Source organism: Streptomyces sp. NPDC037288, assembly GCF_055603265.1.
In genome coordinates this window covers 85423-100256 of sequence record NZ_JBVJVY010000016.1, presented here as the reverse complement: position 1 = coordinate 100256, position 14834 = coordinate 85423, and the positions used below count along the sequence as shown (strand labels likewise).

General features: G+C 70.5%; 12 protein-coding genes. 6 read left to right on the top strand and 6 right to left on the bottom strand.

The features are described from left to right. Positions 1-90: 90 nt before the first annotated feature. On the bottom strand, positions 91-1734 hold the full coding sequence (locus ACZ7GZ_RS19960; RefSeq protein WP_471025802.1) for a M4 family metallopeptidase: 1644 nt from the start codon (positions 1732-1734) through the stop codon (positions 91-93). A 699-nt stretch (positions 1735-2433) separates the two neighbouring features. Between ACZ7GZ_RS19960 and ACZ7GZ_RS19955 the strand changes: the two genes are divergently transcribed. Further along, positions 2434-2640, top strand: coding sequence for a hypothetical protein (locus ACZ7GZ_RS19955; protein ID WP_471025800.1), 207 nt, complete (start codon positions 2434-2436; stop codon positions 2638-2640). Positions 2641-2720: 80 nt separating this feature from the next. On the opposite strand, the gene ACZ7GZ_RS19950 is transcribed toward ACZ7GZ_RS19955, so the two are convergent. Next, entirely contained in the window at positions 2721-3728 is a 1008-nt protein-coding gene (locus tag ACZ7GZ_RS19950) for an NADP-dependent oxidoreductase (protein WP_471025798.1), read from the bottom strand. A 120-nt stretch (positions 3729-3848) separates the two neighbouring features. Continuing rightward, positions 3849-4553: a TetR/AcrR family transcriptional regulator gene (locus ACZ7GZ_RS19945; protein WP_471025795.1), complete on the bottom strand. Its 705-nt coding sequence runs from the start codon at positions 4551-4553 to the stop codon at positions 3849-3851. A gap of 90 nt (positions 4554-4643) precedes the next feature. Between ACZ7GZ_RS19945 and ACZ7GZ_RS19940 the strand changes: the two genes are divergently transcribed. The 3 genes from ACZ7GZ_RS19940 (at position 4644) to ACZ7GZ_RS19930 (ending at position 7948) form a co-directional block, all read left to right on the top strand. Continuing rightward, positions 4644-5696: an alcohol dehydrogenase catalytic domain-containing protein gene (locus tag ACZ7GZ_RS19940; RefSeq protein WP_471025792.1), complete on the top strand. Its 1053-nt coding sequence runs from the start codon at positions 4644-4646 to the stop codon at positions 5694-5696. 162 nt (positions 5697-5858) lie between these two features. Beyond that, complete coding sequence (locus ACZ7GZ_RS19935) at positions 5859-6335, top strand: DUF485 domain-containing protein (RefSeq protein ID WP_471025790.1); 477 nt, start codon at positions 5859-5861, stop codon at positions 6333-6335. Further along, positions 6332-7948 (top strand): sodium/solute symporter, encoded by a 1617-nt coding sequence (locus tag ACZ7GZ_RS19930; protein WP_471025787.1) that lies wholly within the window; start codon positions 6332-6334, stop codon positions 7946-7948. The genes ACZ7GZ_RS19935 and ACZ7GZ_RS19930 overlap by 4 nt, the downstream gene beginning before the upstream one ends. Before the next feature lie 41 nt (positions 7949-7989). Here the strand turns inward: ACZ7GZ_RS19930 and ACZ7GZ_RS19925 are convergent, their stop codons facing one another. Then, positions 7990-10410 carry a SpoIIE family protein phosphatase gene (locus tag ACZ7GZ_RS19925; protein WP_471025786.1) on the bottom strand — a complete coding sequence of 807 codons (2421 nt, stop codon included), beginning with the start codon at positions 10408-10410 and terminating at the stop codon, positions 7990-7992. 206 nt (positions 10411-10616) lie between these two features. Beyond that, a complete protein-coding gene (locus tag ACZ7GZ_RS19920) occupies positions 10617-11801 on the bottom strand; it encodes a PucR family transcriptional regulator (RefSeq protein WP_471025783.1) in 1185 nt (394 codons plus the stop codon). Between the two features lie 223 nt (positions 11802-12024). On the opposite strand from ACZ7GZ_RS19920, the gene ACZ7GZ_RS19915 reads away from it, so the two are divergent. Both ACZ7GZ_RS19915 and ACZ7GZ_RS19910 read left to right on the top strand, forming a co-directional pair. After that, a complete protein-coding gene (locus ACZ7GZ_RS19915) occupies positions 12025-12681 on the top strand; it encodes a carboxymuconolactone decarboxylase family protein (protein ID WP_471025782.1) in 657 nt (218 codons plus the stop codon). Continuing rightward, positions 12674-13483, top strand: a complete 810-nt coding sequence (locus ACZ7GZ_RS19910) for an SDR family NAD(P)-dependent oxidoreductase (RefSeq protein ID WP_471025780.1) — start codon at positions 12674-12676, stop codon at positions 13481-13483. Before ACZ7GZ_RS19915 ends, ACZ7GZ_RS19910 begins: the two co-directional genes overlap by 8 nt. A 73-nt stretch (positions 13484-13556) precedes the next feature. Here the strand turns inward: ACZ7GZ_RS19910 and ACZ7GZ_RS19905 are convergent, their stop codons facing one another. Beyond that, positions 13557-14834, bottom strand: a complete 1278-nt coding sequence (locus ACZ7GZ_RS19905) for an ABC transporter substrate-binding protein (protein WP_471025777.1) — start codon at positions 14832-14834, stop codon at positions 13557-13559.

Genomic DNA, 14834 nt, shown 5'->3' with positions numbered 1-14834 from the left:
ATCTGTGGGGGGGCTGGTGGGTGCTCGGGACGGGGTTGACCGCGACCACCTCCCCCCCCCCCCCCCCCCCCCCCCCCCCGGCCGGTGGGGTCAGCTCACGTTGACTGCGGACCAGGCTGCCTCGACCGTCTTGTACTCGGTGCTCGAGGCACCGTAGAGGTCGGATGCCGCCTTGAGGGTGCCGGCGCGGGCGCCCTTGTAGTCGGTCGTCGAGGTGAAGTACGTGGTCAGCGCCTTGTACCAGATCTGCAGCGCCTTGTCCCGGCCGATGCCGGTGACCGTGGAGCCGTTCTGTGTGGGCGAGTCGTAGCTCACGCCGTTGATCGTCTTCGCGCCGCTGCCCTCGGACAGCAGGTAGAAGAAGTGGTTGGCGACGCCGGACGAGTAGTGCACGTCCAGGCCGCCCACGCTGGAGGACCAGTAGTCGGCGGAGCCGCCGTCCTTGCTGGGCTTGTCCATGTAGCGCAGCGGCTTGCCGTCGCCGTTGATGTTGATCTTCTCGCCGATGAGGTAGTCGCCCGGGTCGGACGCGTTGCCGGCGTAGAACTCCACGCCGGTGCCCATGATGTCGCTGGTCGCCTCGTTCAGGCCGCCGGACTCACCCGTGTACTCCAGCCCCGCGGTGTTGGAGGTGACGCCGTGGCTCATCTCGTGCCCGGCGACGTCGAGCGCGGTCAGCGGGTCGTTGTTGCCCTCCCCGTCGCCGTAGGTCATGCAGAAGCAGCTGTCGTCCCAGAAGGCGTTGACGTACGAGTTGCCGTAGTGCACGCGGGAGTACGCGCCCACGCCGTCGTTCTTGATGCCGCTGCGACCGAAGGCCTTCTTGTAGAAGTCCCAGGTCTCCTGCGCCCCGTAGGCGGCGTCCGCGGCGGCGGTCGCCGCGTTCGACACCGCTCCGTCGCCCCAGGTGTCGCTGGACTGGGAGAACAGCGTCCCGGTGCCGGAGGTTCCGTGGTTGAGGTTGTACGTCTTGTGACCACCGCGCGAGGCGTCGGTGAGGGTGTAGGACGAGCCCGACTGCGCCGTCGACAGGTCCACCTTGCCGCTGTAGTGCGTGTTGCCGACGCCGGTCTCGATGCCCTGGTACTGGAAGAGCTTCTTGCCGGTGGCGGCGTCGGTGATGACGTGCAGCTGGTTCGGGGTGCCGTCGTCCTGCAGGCCGCCGACGACCGTCTCGTAGGCGAGGACGGGCTTGCCGCTCACCGCCCATATGACCTTGCGCGGGGCCTGGTCCGCGGCAGTCTTCGCCGACCCCGCCGCCTTGGCCAGGGCCAGAGCCTGCTTCTCGGCCTTGGCTGCGGCGATCTGCGGCTTGAGCGACGCGAGCGTCAGCTTCTCCGTCGTCGCTCTGGTCACGCCCTCGGTCCTGCCGGACTCGGCGGTGTGGACGACGAGGTCGCCGCCGAGCACCGGCAGGCCCGCGTAGGTGCGCTCGTAGCGGGTGTGGACGGTGCCGTCCACATCCTTCACCACGTCCTTGACGACCAGCTTCTCCTTGGCGCCGAGACCTATGTGCTGCGCGGTCTGGGCCGCGTCGGCCTGCGCCTTCTGTATCAGACCCGTACGCGCGGCCGCCGACAGCGTGACCGGAGCCGCGGCGATGCGGGCGGCGCCGGTGGTGGGCTGTGCGGTGGCAGTGCTGATGAGCGTGGTGCTCAGAAGTGCCGTGGTGGCGGCGACGGCTGTGGCCGCGGCCAGAACGGTACGCCGATGGCGTGTGTCGCGGGAGGTCACACAAGCTCCTTTTGTGGGGGGAACGTCCGGCCGGTGTGGGGCCGACCGGGACGGTTGTGGATGTCGTCGTGCTCGTGCGGCGGCTGGAGAGAGGGTGGCATAGATGACATGCACATGTCATCGCCCTGAAGATGATGTTGATGACAAAGCGCCAATCCGCGAACGAGGTCCGAGGCGGGGCTCACGGCATGCCGACTGCGGCCCTGGCGGACGCTGCATCCGCGCGGGCCGACTCCTCCTGGCCGGCGGCCGTCAGCTTGCAGACACACGTGACGAGCGCGTCACGTACGGCGAACGCGCACGGGAAGACATGGCCGCCGGGCCTCCCATCGGCCGACGCGTTCTCCGGCTTCGATAGGTCCGAGGACTCCGGCAAGCCGTCGGCACCGGACGCCAGGGGGCGCGGCGGGAGGCTCAGTCAGGGCCCGCGGCGGCACCTGTTGCGCTCAGGGTCAGGACAGAGGGGGGCAGGCCGAACACGGCGCGGTGCATGAAGTCTCCATAGAGCGTGGGGGGTTGGAGATACACACACGAGACAACCTCAGTCCCGGCAGAATCCGCTACGCGCGTGGACCAGATACGACAACTCCCCCACCCGGCCTTCACCAGCAGCGCACAGAGACAGACCACGCCGCCTCACACGCGGCGAGGAGGGGATCGGCACAGTATGGCTGGAACGGCCCGGTCCGCGTCATCACCGTGGACGGGGCCCGCTTCCCGGCCAGCGTCCGCGCGGGCACCGGCACCGGCACCGGCACCGGCACCGGCACCGGCAGGAAGCAGACCGGTCAGATGCCCTCCGGCACCAGCCGTTCAACTTCCCTGGCACGTGAGCATCGAACCGCGTCCACGGATCGGCTCAGCCCCGCGCGGTCGGCCGCCGACTTCGACGGGCCGGACCACTGAGGCCAGGCCGTCCCTTCGGATCACTGACCGGCCTCACAGCCAAGCGTGGAGGCGGGGTCGCGTCCCGGCACCCTCAGCGGTCACGCCAGTTCCAGGACGAGCTTGCCGACGTTCTGCCCGTGGAAGAGCATCTGCAACGTCTCGGGGAAGTCGTCCACGCTCCCCCGCACCACATGTTCCTTGACCTTGATGCGGCCGGCGCCGATCCAGGCGGAGATGTCCTGCGCCGCCTGCGCGTAGCGCTGGGCATAGTCGAAGACCACGAAGCCCTCCATGCGGGCGCGGCGCACCAGCAGCGAGAGGTAGTTGGAGGGGCCTTTGACCGGCGTGGCGTTGTTGTACTGGCTGATCGCACCGCAGACCACGACGCGCGCGTGCATCGCCAGCCGGGTCAGGGCGGCGTCGAGGATGTCTCCCCCCACGTTGTCGAAGTAGACGTCGATACCGTCAGGGGCCTGGTGGCGCAGCGCCTTCCTGACGTCTTCGGCGCGGTAGTCGATCGCCGCGTCGAATCCCAGTTCACCGGTGAGCAGCGCACACTTCTCCGGCCCTCCGGCGATACCCACCACCCGGCAGCCCTTGGCCTTCGCGATCTGACCCGCGATGGTGCCGACCGCACCGGCCGCCCCTGACACCACGACGGTCTCGCCGTCCTTCAGTGCCCCGACGTCCAGCAGACCGAAGTAGGCGGTCATGCCGGGCATGCCCAGCGCACCCAGATACGTGGAGGGCGGAGCGAGGGAGGTGTCGATCTTCATGGCGCCCCTGCCGTCGGAGACCACGTACTCCTGGACGCCGAACGTGCCGACCACGTGATCACCCGGCTGGAAGTCGGGGTGGCGGGATGCGGTGACCTCGATGACCGATCCCGCGCGCATCACCTCACCGATACCCACCGGCGGCAGGTAGGAGGGGCGGTCGTCCAGCCAGCCCCGCATGGCCGGGTCCAGGGAGATGACGCGCGTCTGGCCCGCGAACCGGCCGGGGCCCGGCTCGTCGACCGGCCCGGAGAAGTGCTCCCAGTCCTCGGGCTTCACCGCGCCCACGGGACGTGCTGCCAGACGGATCTGGCGGTTGGTCACGGACATCACGCCTCCTGTCGTTCAGGTTTCGCCGCAGGGTACCGACCAGTGGGTATGTGGAGGGTGTGACGCTTGACACACACCGCGGCCTGGTACTGCACAGATCAGTCGCGGGGGCCGGACCCGTCAGCGAGTCGAGGTCTGCCGCTCGCCCCGGCCCTTGCGGTTTCGCTCGTGGAGCAGTCGTGCGGTCTGTTCGGACACCGGCGCGGCCAGCAGCGCGGTGACCAGGTCGACCAGTCGGCTGGTGAACAACCGGTCGTCCCTGCGCGGGCGGCCGGCGGCCCGGGCGGCGAGTTCGGCATGGCAGAACCGCATGGCGGTGAAGCGGGTGTGGAACACCTCGGTCGACTCGGGAGCCAGCAGCGGTTCCACCAGGCGCCGCCAGGGATAGATGCTCGACCCCTTCGTCACGACGACCTCGACCAGGGGTTCGGGGCGGTTGAGCAGTTCGGCCACGATCTGCAGGAACTCGCGGCCCCCGTCGGGCTCGGCGAGTTTCGCGGCGGCCGGCAGCACCAGTGCGGCGGCCAGGGATCGAAGGTCGGCGGCGCCGACGTCCTCGTACTGCTGCAGCAGCACCTCCCGCCGGGCGTCCACCGCGGGCAGGTGCTTGTCGAGTACGGCCCGCAGCAGACCCGCCCGGTCGCCGAAGTGGTACTGCAGGGCCATGGCGTTGCGCTGGCCGGCGGCCCGCTTGATCTCGTTGAGCGACGCACCGTCGACGCCCTTCGCCGCGAACAACTGCTCGGCGGCCCGGATGAGTGTGGCGCGGGTGTCACCGGCCTTCCGGCTTCGAGGTGACGTGGCCCGCGTCTCATGTGCTGTCACGGATGCCCATGCTAGCGTCGCCCCGCCGAAGTAATACGCGTGCATTAATAACTGATAGAGGCGCCTTGGTGCGCCGCGGGAGTCAATCCAGTGAAGGCACTGACCTACCACGGCCCCTACGACATCCGCTACGAAGATGTCCCCGACCCGGCCGTCACCAGCCCCACCGACGCACTGGTCCAGGTCACCACGGCCGGCATCTGCGGAAGCGACCTGCACATCTACGGTGGCAACGGGTTCAGCCCGCAGACCGGTTACACCCCGGGACACGAGTGCGTCGGTGTGGTCGTCGACACCGGCGACCGGGTCACCCGCTTCAAGCCCGGCGACCGCGTCCTGGTTCCCGCATCGGTCGGCTGCACCTTGTGCGGGACCTGCGCGAAGGGACTCACCGCCAGGTGCGAACGAGCCCATGCCCCGACGGACCTCTGCTACGGAGTGAGCCCGCACCTTCCCGGCAGTCAGGCCCAGGCCCTGGCCGTGCCCCATGCCGATGCCAACCTGGTGCACCTGCCCGAAGGCATCTCCGACGAAGCCGCCATCGTCCTGACCGACAACGCGCCCACGGCCTGGTACGGCTGCCGCCGCGCCCGCATCCAGCCCGGCGAGACGGTTCTCGTCATCGGCCTGGGCCCGGTCGGCCTCATGGCCGCGCAATCCGCCTTCACGATGGGTGCCGCCCGCGTGCTGGGCGTGGATCTGGTCGCGGAGCGCCGGGCCTTCGCCGCCACCCTGGGCGTCGAACCGGTCGAGGGCGACGACGCGCGAACGGCCGTGCGGGAGATGACCGCAGGGCGCGGACCGGACGCCGTGGTGGAGGCGGTCGGCTCGGACGCCACCATCGGGCTGGCCCTCAAATCCGTCCGGCAGGCAGGACGGGTCAGCGTGATCGGCGTCAGCCAGAGCAAGGCCTTCCCCTTCCACATGGGGCTGGCCCAGATCAAGGAGCTGGAGTTCGCCATCGGACTGTGCTCGATCCACTACGAACTCCCCGCCCTGATCCCCCTCGCCCAGGCCGGCCGGATCACCCCGGAGGTCGTGGTCTCCCACCACTTCGCCCTCTCCGAAGGCCCCGCAGCGTACGAACTGTTCAGCAGCCGCGCCGCCGGTGTCCGAAAGATCCTCCTCGACCCCACCCGTTGATCCGCCGCCGGAGGCCGAGCTCCGCCGCAGGCCGTGACATCGACCCCGAAACGTAACCCACAGAGGACTTACATACATTCCAACCAGTCGGTATGGTCCGCCGCCTGAAGCATTTCCCACCCGTTCACCTCCACGGTTCGATGCGTAGTGGAAGGCCAGGCGATGACATACGCCGACGAGAACCAGTACCCGCCCCCCAGACCGACGGGGTGGCCGCCGCCCCGTACCGCGCCCCGGTCGTACGGACACGACACCCCCCGACACGACTGGTACGGGCAGGCGGCACCCTGGGACGAGCTGTATGCGCACCAGGCTCCCCAGCACCCGGCTCCCGCGCACCATGCCGACCTCGCCGCACTCCGGTCGGCCTACCGCCTCCTCCGCCGGGTCTCCACACTGACCGCGCTCGGCTCCTTCGTGGTGTACGTCGTGCTGTCCTGCTGTGCGCCGGGGCTGATGGGATCCAGGCTCACCGGGGAGCTGAGCCTGGGCATGGCCCTGGGGGTCCTCCAGCTCGTCGTCACCTTCGCAGCGGTCTTCTGGTACGGACGCAGCGCACAGCGCTCGGTGGATCCGCTGGCCCACGCCGTCAGGGAGCGGGCGGTCCCCACGGGCCGGGACGCGGGAGTGGCGAGATGAACGACTTCAGCACCGGGACGCAGGCCAGCGTCCTCGTTCTGTTCACCGCCCTGGTCACCGTCACCCTGCTGATGTGCGTGATGGCGGGGCCGGACCGCGACGACCTGACGAACTTCTACACCGGCTATCTCTCGCTCACCCCGTTCAAGAACGGCCTGGCCATCGCGGGTGACTACATCTCCGCGGCCACGGTGCTGAGCACCACCGGCATCGTCGCGCTCGCCGGATACGACGGCTATGTCCTTGCGGTCAGCACGGCCTTGTCCCTGGTGCTGCTGATGTTCCTGCTGGCCGAACCGCTGCGCAACGCCGGCAGGTTCACGATGGGCGACGTCCTGGCCCGCACCGTGCCCGGGCGGGCCGCGCGTGTCGCCGCGTGCCTGGTGACGCTCGCGGCGACCCTGCCCTTCCTCGTCGTCCAGCTCTCCGGAGCCGGGTCGCTGCTCACCTTCATCCTGAACCTGCCGCACGTGACCGGCGCCCGGACGGCGTGCATCGTCATCGTCGGCAGCCTGATGATCATTTACGCGGCGCTCGGTGGCATGAGGGGCACCGCACTCATTCAGATGATCAAGATCGTGATCCTGCTCGGCACCACTGCCGTCGTCGCGGCGCTGGTCCTGAACCGCTTCGACTGGAGCCCGGGCGAGCTGCTCCGAGCCGCCCAGCACGGCAGCGGTGCCGGCCCCGCCTTCCTCCAGCAGGGCCTTCAACTGGGCACCTCGGCCACTGAGCGGCTGGACTTCATCGGTCTGCAGATCACCGTGGTCCTCGGCGTGGCCTGCCTGCCCCACATCACGATGCGTCTGTACTCCGCACAGGACGTGCCGGCCGTGCGTCGCTCCATGTCGTGGGCGGTCGGCACGGTCACCACCTTCTGCCTGCTCGTGATCGTCATGGGTACGGGCGCGGCGGCGCTGGTCGGATCGCGGTACATCACCGCGGCCGACCCGCAGGGCCGGACGTCGGTGCTCATGCTGTCGCAGGTGCTCGGCGGGGCACCCGGCTCCGCGGGCACGACGATCCTCTACTCGGCGGTGGCGGGCATGGTCTTCATCACCTTGCTGTCGTCGGTCGCGGGGATGACCCTGGCCGCGGCCTCGTCGCTCGCCCACGACCTGTTCGCCCATGCGGTGCGGCGGGGACAGGCCGAAGCGCGTACGGAGATGACGGTGGCGGTGTGGACGAGCGTGGCCGTGGGAAGCATCGCCATCGGACTCGCCATCCTGGTCCAGAACTGGAACGTCGGCGTGCTGACCACGCTGGCCATCTGCATCGGGGCATCAGCGGTGGCACCCGCGCTGACCTACTCCCTGTTCTGGCGCGGATTCACGCGCACCGGCCTGCTCGCCGCCCTCTACGGCGGGGCGGCCTGCGCACTGCTGCTGATGGTCTTCTCCAAGGCCGTCTCGGGCACGCCGTCCGCCGTCTTCCCGAACGCCGACTTCGACCTGTTCCCCCTGCAGTCGACCGGACTGGTCTCCGTCCCGTTCGGCTATCTGGCGGGCTGGCTGGGCAGCCGTCTGGACCACCGACGCCGCGCCGCCGACAGCCGCGAGAACCGTCGGCTGTACGAGGAGAGCGAGGCGCGACTGCTCGCCGCAGCCGAATGACACGGCCTCGGGGCGGGCCGCGCAAGCGGTCTCGAGGACGGTCAGGCGAGCGTGCCGGCCAGTGGTTGTTCGGTCCACACGGTCTTGCCCTCGCGGGTGTAGCGGGTGCCCCAGCGTTCGGTCATCTGGGCCACCAGGAACAGACCGCGTCCGCCCTCGTCGGTGGTACGGGCGCGGCGCAGGTGGGGTGAGGTGTGGCTGGTGTCGCTGACCTCGCACACCAGACACCGTTCACGGATCAGCCGCAGGGTCGCGGGGCCACTGGCGTACCGGTAGACGTTGGTGACCAGTTCGCTGACGATCAACTCGGTCGTGAACGCCAGGTGCTCCAGACCCCATTCGCTCAGCTTGGCCGAGGTCAGGGCCCTGGCCCGGGCGGCGCTGGCAGGCTCTGGCGGCAGACGCCAGGAGGCGACGCTGTCGGGTGGCAGCATGCGGGTGCGGGCGATCAGCAACGCGACGTCGTCGGCGGGCCGCGCCGGCACGAGTGAGTCGACCACCGCTTGGCATGTCCGTTCCAGCGCCTCCGTGGGCCGGGTGAGCGCCGCGCACAGTTTGGTCAGGCCGAAGTCGGCATCGATGTGGCGTTCGCCGATGAGTCCGTTGGTGTACAGGCACAGCAGACTTCCCTCGGCCAGTTCGACGTCGCGGGCCTCGAACGGCAGCCCGCCCAGGCCGAGTGGCGGGCCGGCGGGCAGGTCGAGCAGAGCCGCCTCTCCGCCCGGAGCGGTCACCACCGGCGGCGGGTGGCCGGCCCGGGCTACGGAGCACCGCCCGGCGACCGGGTCGTACACCGCGTACATGCAGGTGGCACCGACGACCTGGTCCCCCACGGGCCGTTCGCCGGCCGCTTCCTGTTCGGCCGCCAGGAGGTTGACCAGGTCGTCGAGGCGGGAGAGGACCTCGTCCGGTTCAAGGTCGAGGCTGGCGAGCGTGTGCACGGCGGTACGCAGCCGGCCCATGGTGGCGGCGGCGTGGATGCCGCGGCCCACCACGTCACCGACGACGAGGGCGACCCGGGCCCCCGACAGGGGAATCACGTCGAACCAGTCGCCGCCCAGGCCCGGGGCCGCGCTGGCCGGCAGGTACCGCAGGGCCACCTCGACTGCCGACTGGTCCGGTACCGCCCGCAGCAGAAGGCTGCTCTGCAAGGTGAACGCGGCCTGTTGCTGCTGGGTGAAGCGCCGGGCGTTGTCGACGGCGACGGCGGCGCGGGAGGCGAGCTCCTGGGCGAGGGTGAGATCGTCGGCCTCGAAGGGATCGGGGCGACGCGAACGCCACAGGGTCATCACTCCCAGCACCAGGCCACGTGCGGCGAGAGGTACCACGATCAGGGAGTGGACGCCCAGGTCCGGAGTGTGGGCCCCCTGACGGCCTTCCGCCGAGAACCAGTCGGGCGCGAGAACCGGTTCCAGGACGGGCCGCCCTTCGGCCAGGCACCTGGCCTGGGGCGTGTCAGGCGCGAACTCCACCGGCTCGCCCTGGGGGTGGGGCGGGCCGGCCTGCTGGGCACCGACGCTGCAGGCTCCCAGGCGTACCATGGGCCCTGCCAGGGCCCGCGTCACTTCCTCACCGCGGGTCACCGGCTGAAGCAGGTCCACGGACGCGTGGTCGGCGAGGTGAGGGACCATCACCTCGGCGAGTTCCCGGGCGGTCTCTGCCACGTCAAGCGTGGTTCCGATACGGCTGCCGGCCTGGTCGAGGAGCGCGAGCCGACGCTGGGCCCGATGGCGTTCGGTGATGTCCTCGATCATCTCGGCCACACCCAGGATGCGGCCGGAGGCATCCTCCATCGGGAAGGACGAGACCATCGCGACCCGCTCTCGTCCCGGGTCCCACTCCAGGCGAACGAACTGCTCGGAGTAGACCATCGGCCTTCCGGTCTCCATCACCTGGCGCACCCGGTCCACGGCCCTGCGTGCGTCGTCGGGGACGAGGAAGCAGCCGGTGGGCAGCCCCCGGAACTCCGCTGCCGGAACGCCGGCGAAGCGCTCGATGGCTCGGTTGACCCGCAGGAGCTTCAGATCGGGGCCGTGGACGACCAGGCCGATCGGACAGCGGCGGTACAACCCGTGGAGCACGGCGCGGTCCCTTCGCCACTCCAGGACGTCAGCGGCAAGTGCCCCGGCGAGAAACCACTCACGGATCCGGTCATCGCGCGAGAGCGCGTGGGCCCTGAGCCCCATCTCCACGAGCCGCCCGTCCCGGTGCCGCACGTTGAGCATCCCCGACCAGCCGCCGGATCTCCTGCAGCTCGCCGCGGCCTCCATCGCAGCCGTCAGGTCCCGGGGATCGACGAGGACCTCGAATGCCGGACGACCGATCACGGCTGTGTCCGGATGGCCGAGCAGTTCCTGGGCCCGCCGGGACCATCCGACCACGACTCCCCGGTCGTCGAGCACCGCCAAGGCGGCGAGGTGCGGGGTGAACGGATCGTCGTGGCTTTCGCTGAGCTCCGTCATCCGCTTCTCCACTGCTGGACACCACCTTGTAGTCGGTCAGCGATGTTCTGCCGCGGCCGGTGACCGGCGTGACGGCGCCCCGCGATGTGACTCGGCCCTCCCCCATGCGCCCGGCCTGCCGATGCACTGCAAGCCCATTGAACCCGGTGCGGCAGCGGCGGCCTCGCCTGCCGCGTGGTACGGCGTGGCGGGGCACGAGGGCCGGTTCACCGAGCAGGTCCTGCCGGCCCTCGTGGAGCTGTCCCCAGCTGACGCGCCGCCAGGGCCCAGCTGAGCTCCACCGCGGTGTCCGGGGCGTCCAGGCTGGTTCCGGTCAGCTCCTCGAAACGACGCAGCCGGTAGCGGACGGTGTTGACATGGACGTGTGAACTGCGGGCGACTTCACGGATGCGGCGTCCCGTGTCGAGGTATTTCCGCACCGACTCCTCGATGAGCGCACCGAACTCCCCCTCCGCCTCCAGTGGGCGCAGATAGCGGTCGAGCAGCAACGCGCAGAGTTCCGGTTCGGCGACGACGGCCACCCGCCAGGACAGGTCGCTCAGGTCGTACACGCCGCGCAGACCGTATGCGCGGGCGGCTTCCAGCAGCCTGCCGGCGGCACGGAAGGAACGGTGCACCGCGGTCAGGTCCGTCGGCGGGCCGAGCCCCGCCGTCACCTCCGGGTCACCGGTCTGCGGCAGTTCCTCGACGACTCCTACGACAGCCTCGTCCAGCACGGTGAGCAGCGCGCCGCGGCCGTTCCTGCGGCCGTGGGACTCCAGGGAGCGTTCCAGCGAGTCCGGGCCGGCACTGCCGTACGGGACGGCTCTGACGGCCCGGTACGCACGCGCCGGGTCCAGTCCGTAGATCGCCGCACCGCTGTGGATCTCCACCGCGCTCAACGTCCCGTGCAGCAGTCCCCGCAGGAAGTCGGCGCGGCGGCGGGCGTCGAGCAGGGCGGAGGCGACCTCCGCCTGCCGGTGGACGGCGGCGATCCGCAGGCTGGCGACGTCCGCCAGTTCCCACAGGCACTTGGTGCGGTCGACGATGAGGCCGGGGTCGAGCCCGCGTTCGGTCGCCTCCGCGAGGAACAGATCCCGTATCGCGCTCAGCGCCCGGCGGAAGGCACGGAGTCCGTCGCCGAGCGGCACACCCCGGGCGACCCGGTCCCGGGCCACATCGGCTTCGTCGAAGTCCTCCGGCGTGGGCACCGTCCCCTCTCGCACCACCGAGAGGGCCCGCTGGAAGTGCCGATGCCAGATCTGGTCCAGGAGTTCCCGCGGGACCGCCCGGTAGGACGGGACGTGGTCCACCAGATCCGCGTGCAACCGTCCACCCACGTGCCGCTGCTGCGCGGCCATCGCGGCGACGACCCCTTCGAGAGGCGCCACCGCGCCCTGCTGTCCGGGCATGCACCTCACCTCCGCCCCTTGGGTACCGGCCGTTGTGCAACTGAACAATATGCCGACCTCCGCCCTTGGCCGGGCAACCGTCGACAACCCCCCGCTCCCCCCAGCACAGTGGCACGGCGGCGGAAGGCGTGGATCGGCGCAGCGGCAACGCGCCGCCGACCGACCGTGCTCAGACCCGCCCCGCTGGTACCGACGCTCCCTGACGAACCGTACGGAGACCGCCATGACCGACGAACACCGTCACCGACCCCACCGCCCCGCCGCCGACCCCGGCCCCGGCCCACGCCTCGCGCCCCTGCCCGAGGACGGCTGGGACCCGCGCACCCGGGAGCTGCTCGCCCCGATCCCCCGGGACGCCGACGGCCACCTCGCCAACGTCTTCACCACCTTGGTGCGGCACCCCGGCCTGTTCCGGCACTTCCTGCCGTTCGGCAGCCATCTCCTGCGCGACGGCCGTCTTCCGGACCGGACCCGGGAACTGCTGATCCTGCGCACCGCGTGCAACACCCGGGCCGGCTACGAATGGGGGCGGCATGTACCGCTGGCCAGGGCCGCTGGAATCACCGACGAGGAGATCCGGCGGGTCGGCGCGGGCCCGGACGCCGAAGGGTGGACGCCGGCCGACGCCCGTCTGCTGCGTGCCGCAGACGAACTGCACGGCAAGGCGCGCCTGTCCGCGGCCACCTGGTCCGCGCTCGCCGCCGACCACGACGAGGCACAGCTGATCGAAATCACCATGCTCGTCGGTCAGTACCACATGGTCGCGTTCTTCCTGAACTCCGCCGGTACCCGGCTCGAGCCCGGCTTCGAAACGGTAACCCTGCCCCCGTCCACCGGGGCCGGCGCGGACACGGCGGAAGGGGAACACGGCGATGCCTGAGCCCCGGCACCACGCAACCCACCCGGTCGGCCTCCTGACCGGCCGGAGCGTACTGGTCATCGGCGCGGGCACCCGCCCCAGCGACGATCCGACGGCCCCGGTGGGCAACGGGCGGGCGGTGGCCGTGCTCGCCGCCCGCGAGGGTGCGTCCGTGGCCTGCGCCGACGTCTCCCCCTCCGCCGCGGCGACCACCGCCGCGCTGGTCGGTGAGGAGGGCGTCCATGGCCTCCCCGTGGTCGGTGACGCCACCGATCCCGGCCAGTCCTCGGCCATGGTCACCGAGGCCCTCCGCGGACTCGGCGCACTCGACGCGATCGTGGTCAACGTCGGCATCGGTCTCGGCGCGGGCCTGGCGGACACCTCGCCGCAGCAGTGGGAACGCGTGCTCTCACTCAACCTGAGCGCCCCCTTCCTCGCCGCCAAGTACGGACTGCCCGCGATCGCCGACGGAGGTTCGGTCGTCTTCGTCGGTTCCGTTGCCGGGCTGCGCGCGGCCACCGACTCGCCCGCCTACGACAGTTCCAAGGCAGGCCTGCTCGGTCTCACCCGCCATGTCGCCAAGGAGGGCGCGCCGCGCGGGATCCGCGCCAACCTGGTCGTCCCGGGCCTGATCGACACCCCGATGGGCCGCCAGGCCTCGGCCCGGCGGGCGTCGCGTTCCGCCTCGTTCACCCGCATACCGCTCGGACGCCAGGGCACCGCCTGGGAGGTGGCCGAAGCCGTCACCTTCCTGCTGTCCGACCGCGCCTCGTACATCACCGGGCAGAGCCTGGTGGTGGATGGCGGGCTGACCGCCGTATGACATCCGGTCTCCGGTGACGGGGCCGGGGGCGGCCCTCCGGTGTCAGGACACCGACCGGGACCGCCCCCGCCGCTCACTTCCCCAGTGGGCCGAACTCCTTGCGGGTGTCCACCGGCTTGCCGAACAGCTGCCACCGCTCGCCCTTGAACCGCATCAGCTGCATCGTCTCGAGCGGGAAGGCGTCGCCGGGGCCCGTGGACATGGTGACCCCGGGCAGCAGGAGGCCCACCTTCACGTTCTTCAGGTTGCGGACCGCGTCCCGCAGCCCTTCCCGAGTCGGGCACTTCATCGCGTCCAGGGCCTTGTGCAGGCTGGCGGCGACGGCCCAGCCGTAGGCGTTGAACTGGTTGGCCGGGTCGGCATCAGGGGCGTACCTGTGCAGGGCGCTTGTGTACGTCTTGACCTCGGGGTCGTTCGCCCACTGCGGGTCGGCGGGGTCCTTGAAGTAGGTCGCCGAGACCACGCCCTGGACGTTCTTGAACCCGACCGGCTGGAGCACGGCGGCGGACGAGGCCACGTTGTTCACGATGTGCAGCGGGTTCCACCCGGGGTTCCTGGCGTCGGCGGCCAGCGCCTGGCTGGCGAACTTGGGGGTGGTGACGTCCAGCAGCACGTCCGCCCTGGAACGGGCGAGGCTCGCCATCTGTGCCGACACGGAAGGGTCGGTGACCTCGTAGCTCTCCTCGGCGACCACCTTGATGCCGCTGCCGGCGACGGCCTTCCTGAACCCGCCGAGCAGGTCCTTGCCGAAGTCGTCGTTCTGGTAGAGGACCGCGACCCTGGCCTTGGGCTTCGTGTCCTTGAGGTACTTGGCGTACACCCGCGCCTCGGCCACGTAGTTGGGCTGCCACCCGATGGTCCAGGGGTGCTTGTCGTCCGTGCCCCAGACGGAGGCACCCGTGGCGACGAAGGGCTGTGGCACCTTCTGCTTGTTGAGGTAGTCCCACACGGCGGCGGTGGACGGGGTGCCCAGGGTCTGGAACACGGCGAAGACCTTCTCCTGCTCGACCAGTCTGCGGGCCTCCTCGACCGCCTTGGGCGGCTGGTAGCCGTCGTCGCGGACGACGAACTGCACCTTGCGGCCGTCTATGCCGCCCTTGTCGTTGACGTACTTGAAGTAGGCGGCCACACCCTCGCTGATCGTGCCGTAGGCGGAGGCCGGTCCCGACAGCGGATAGATGCCGCCCAGTTTGATGGTCTTGTCCGTGATGCCGGTGGTCTGCTGACCCCTGCAGGCGCCGCCGGCGGCGGTGCCCTGGTCGTCCTGCCCTCGCTGGCTTCCGCAGGCGGTCGCGGTGAGCAGGGCGGCGGCAGCGGCAGCCGCCGCCCGCAGAGCGGTGGTCTTGCGCAT

Bases quoted from the DNA above. Each gene is read 5' to 3' on its own strand.
- ACZ7GZ_RS19950 (WP_471025798.1), bottom strand. From the start codon at position 3,728: ATGTCCGTGACCAACCGCCAGATCCGTCTGGCAGCACGTCCCGTGGGC.
- ACZ7GZ_RS19935 (WP_471025790.1), top strand. From the start codon at position 5,859: ATGACATACGCCGACGAGAACCAGTACCCGCCCCCCAGACCGACGGGG.
- ACZ7GZ_RS19930 (WP_471025787.1), top strand. From the start codon at position 6,332: ATGAACGACTTCAGCACCGGGACGCAGGCCAGCGTCCTCGTTCTGTTC.
- ACZ7GZ_RS19925 (WP_471025786.1), bottom strand. From the start codon at position 10,410: ATGACGGAGCTCAGCGAAAGCCACGACGATCCGTTCACCCCGCACCTC.
- ACZ7GZ_RS19920 (WP_471025783.1), bottom strand. From the start codon at position 11,801: ATGCCCGGACAGCAGGGCGCGGTGGCGCCTCTCGAAGGGGTCGTCGCC.
- ACZ7GZ_RS19915 (WP_471025782.1), top strand. From the start codon at position 12,025: ATGACCGACGAACACCGTCACCGACCCCACCGCCCCGCCGCCGACCCC.
- ACZ7GZ_RS19910 (WP_471025780.1), top strand. From the start codon at position 12,674: ATGCCTGAGCCCCGGCACCACGCAACCCACCCGGTCGGCCTCCTGACC.
- ACZ7GZ_RS19905 (WP_471025777.1), bottom strand. From the start codon at position 14,834: ATGCGCAAGACCACCGCTCTGCGGGCGGCGGCTGCCGCTGCCGCCGCC.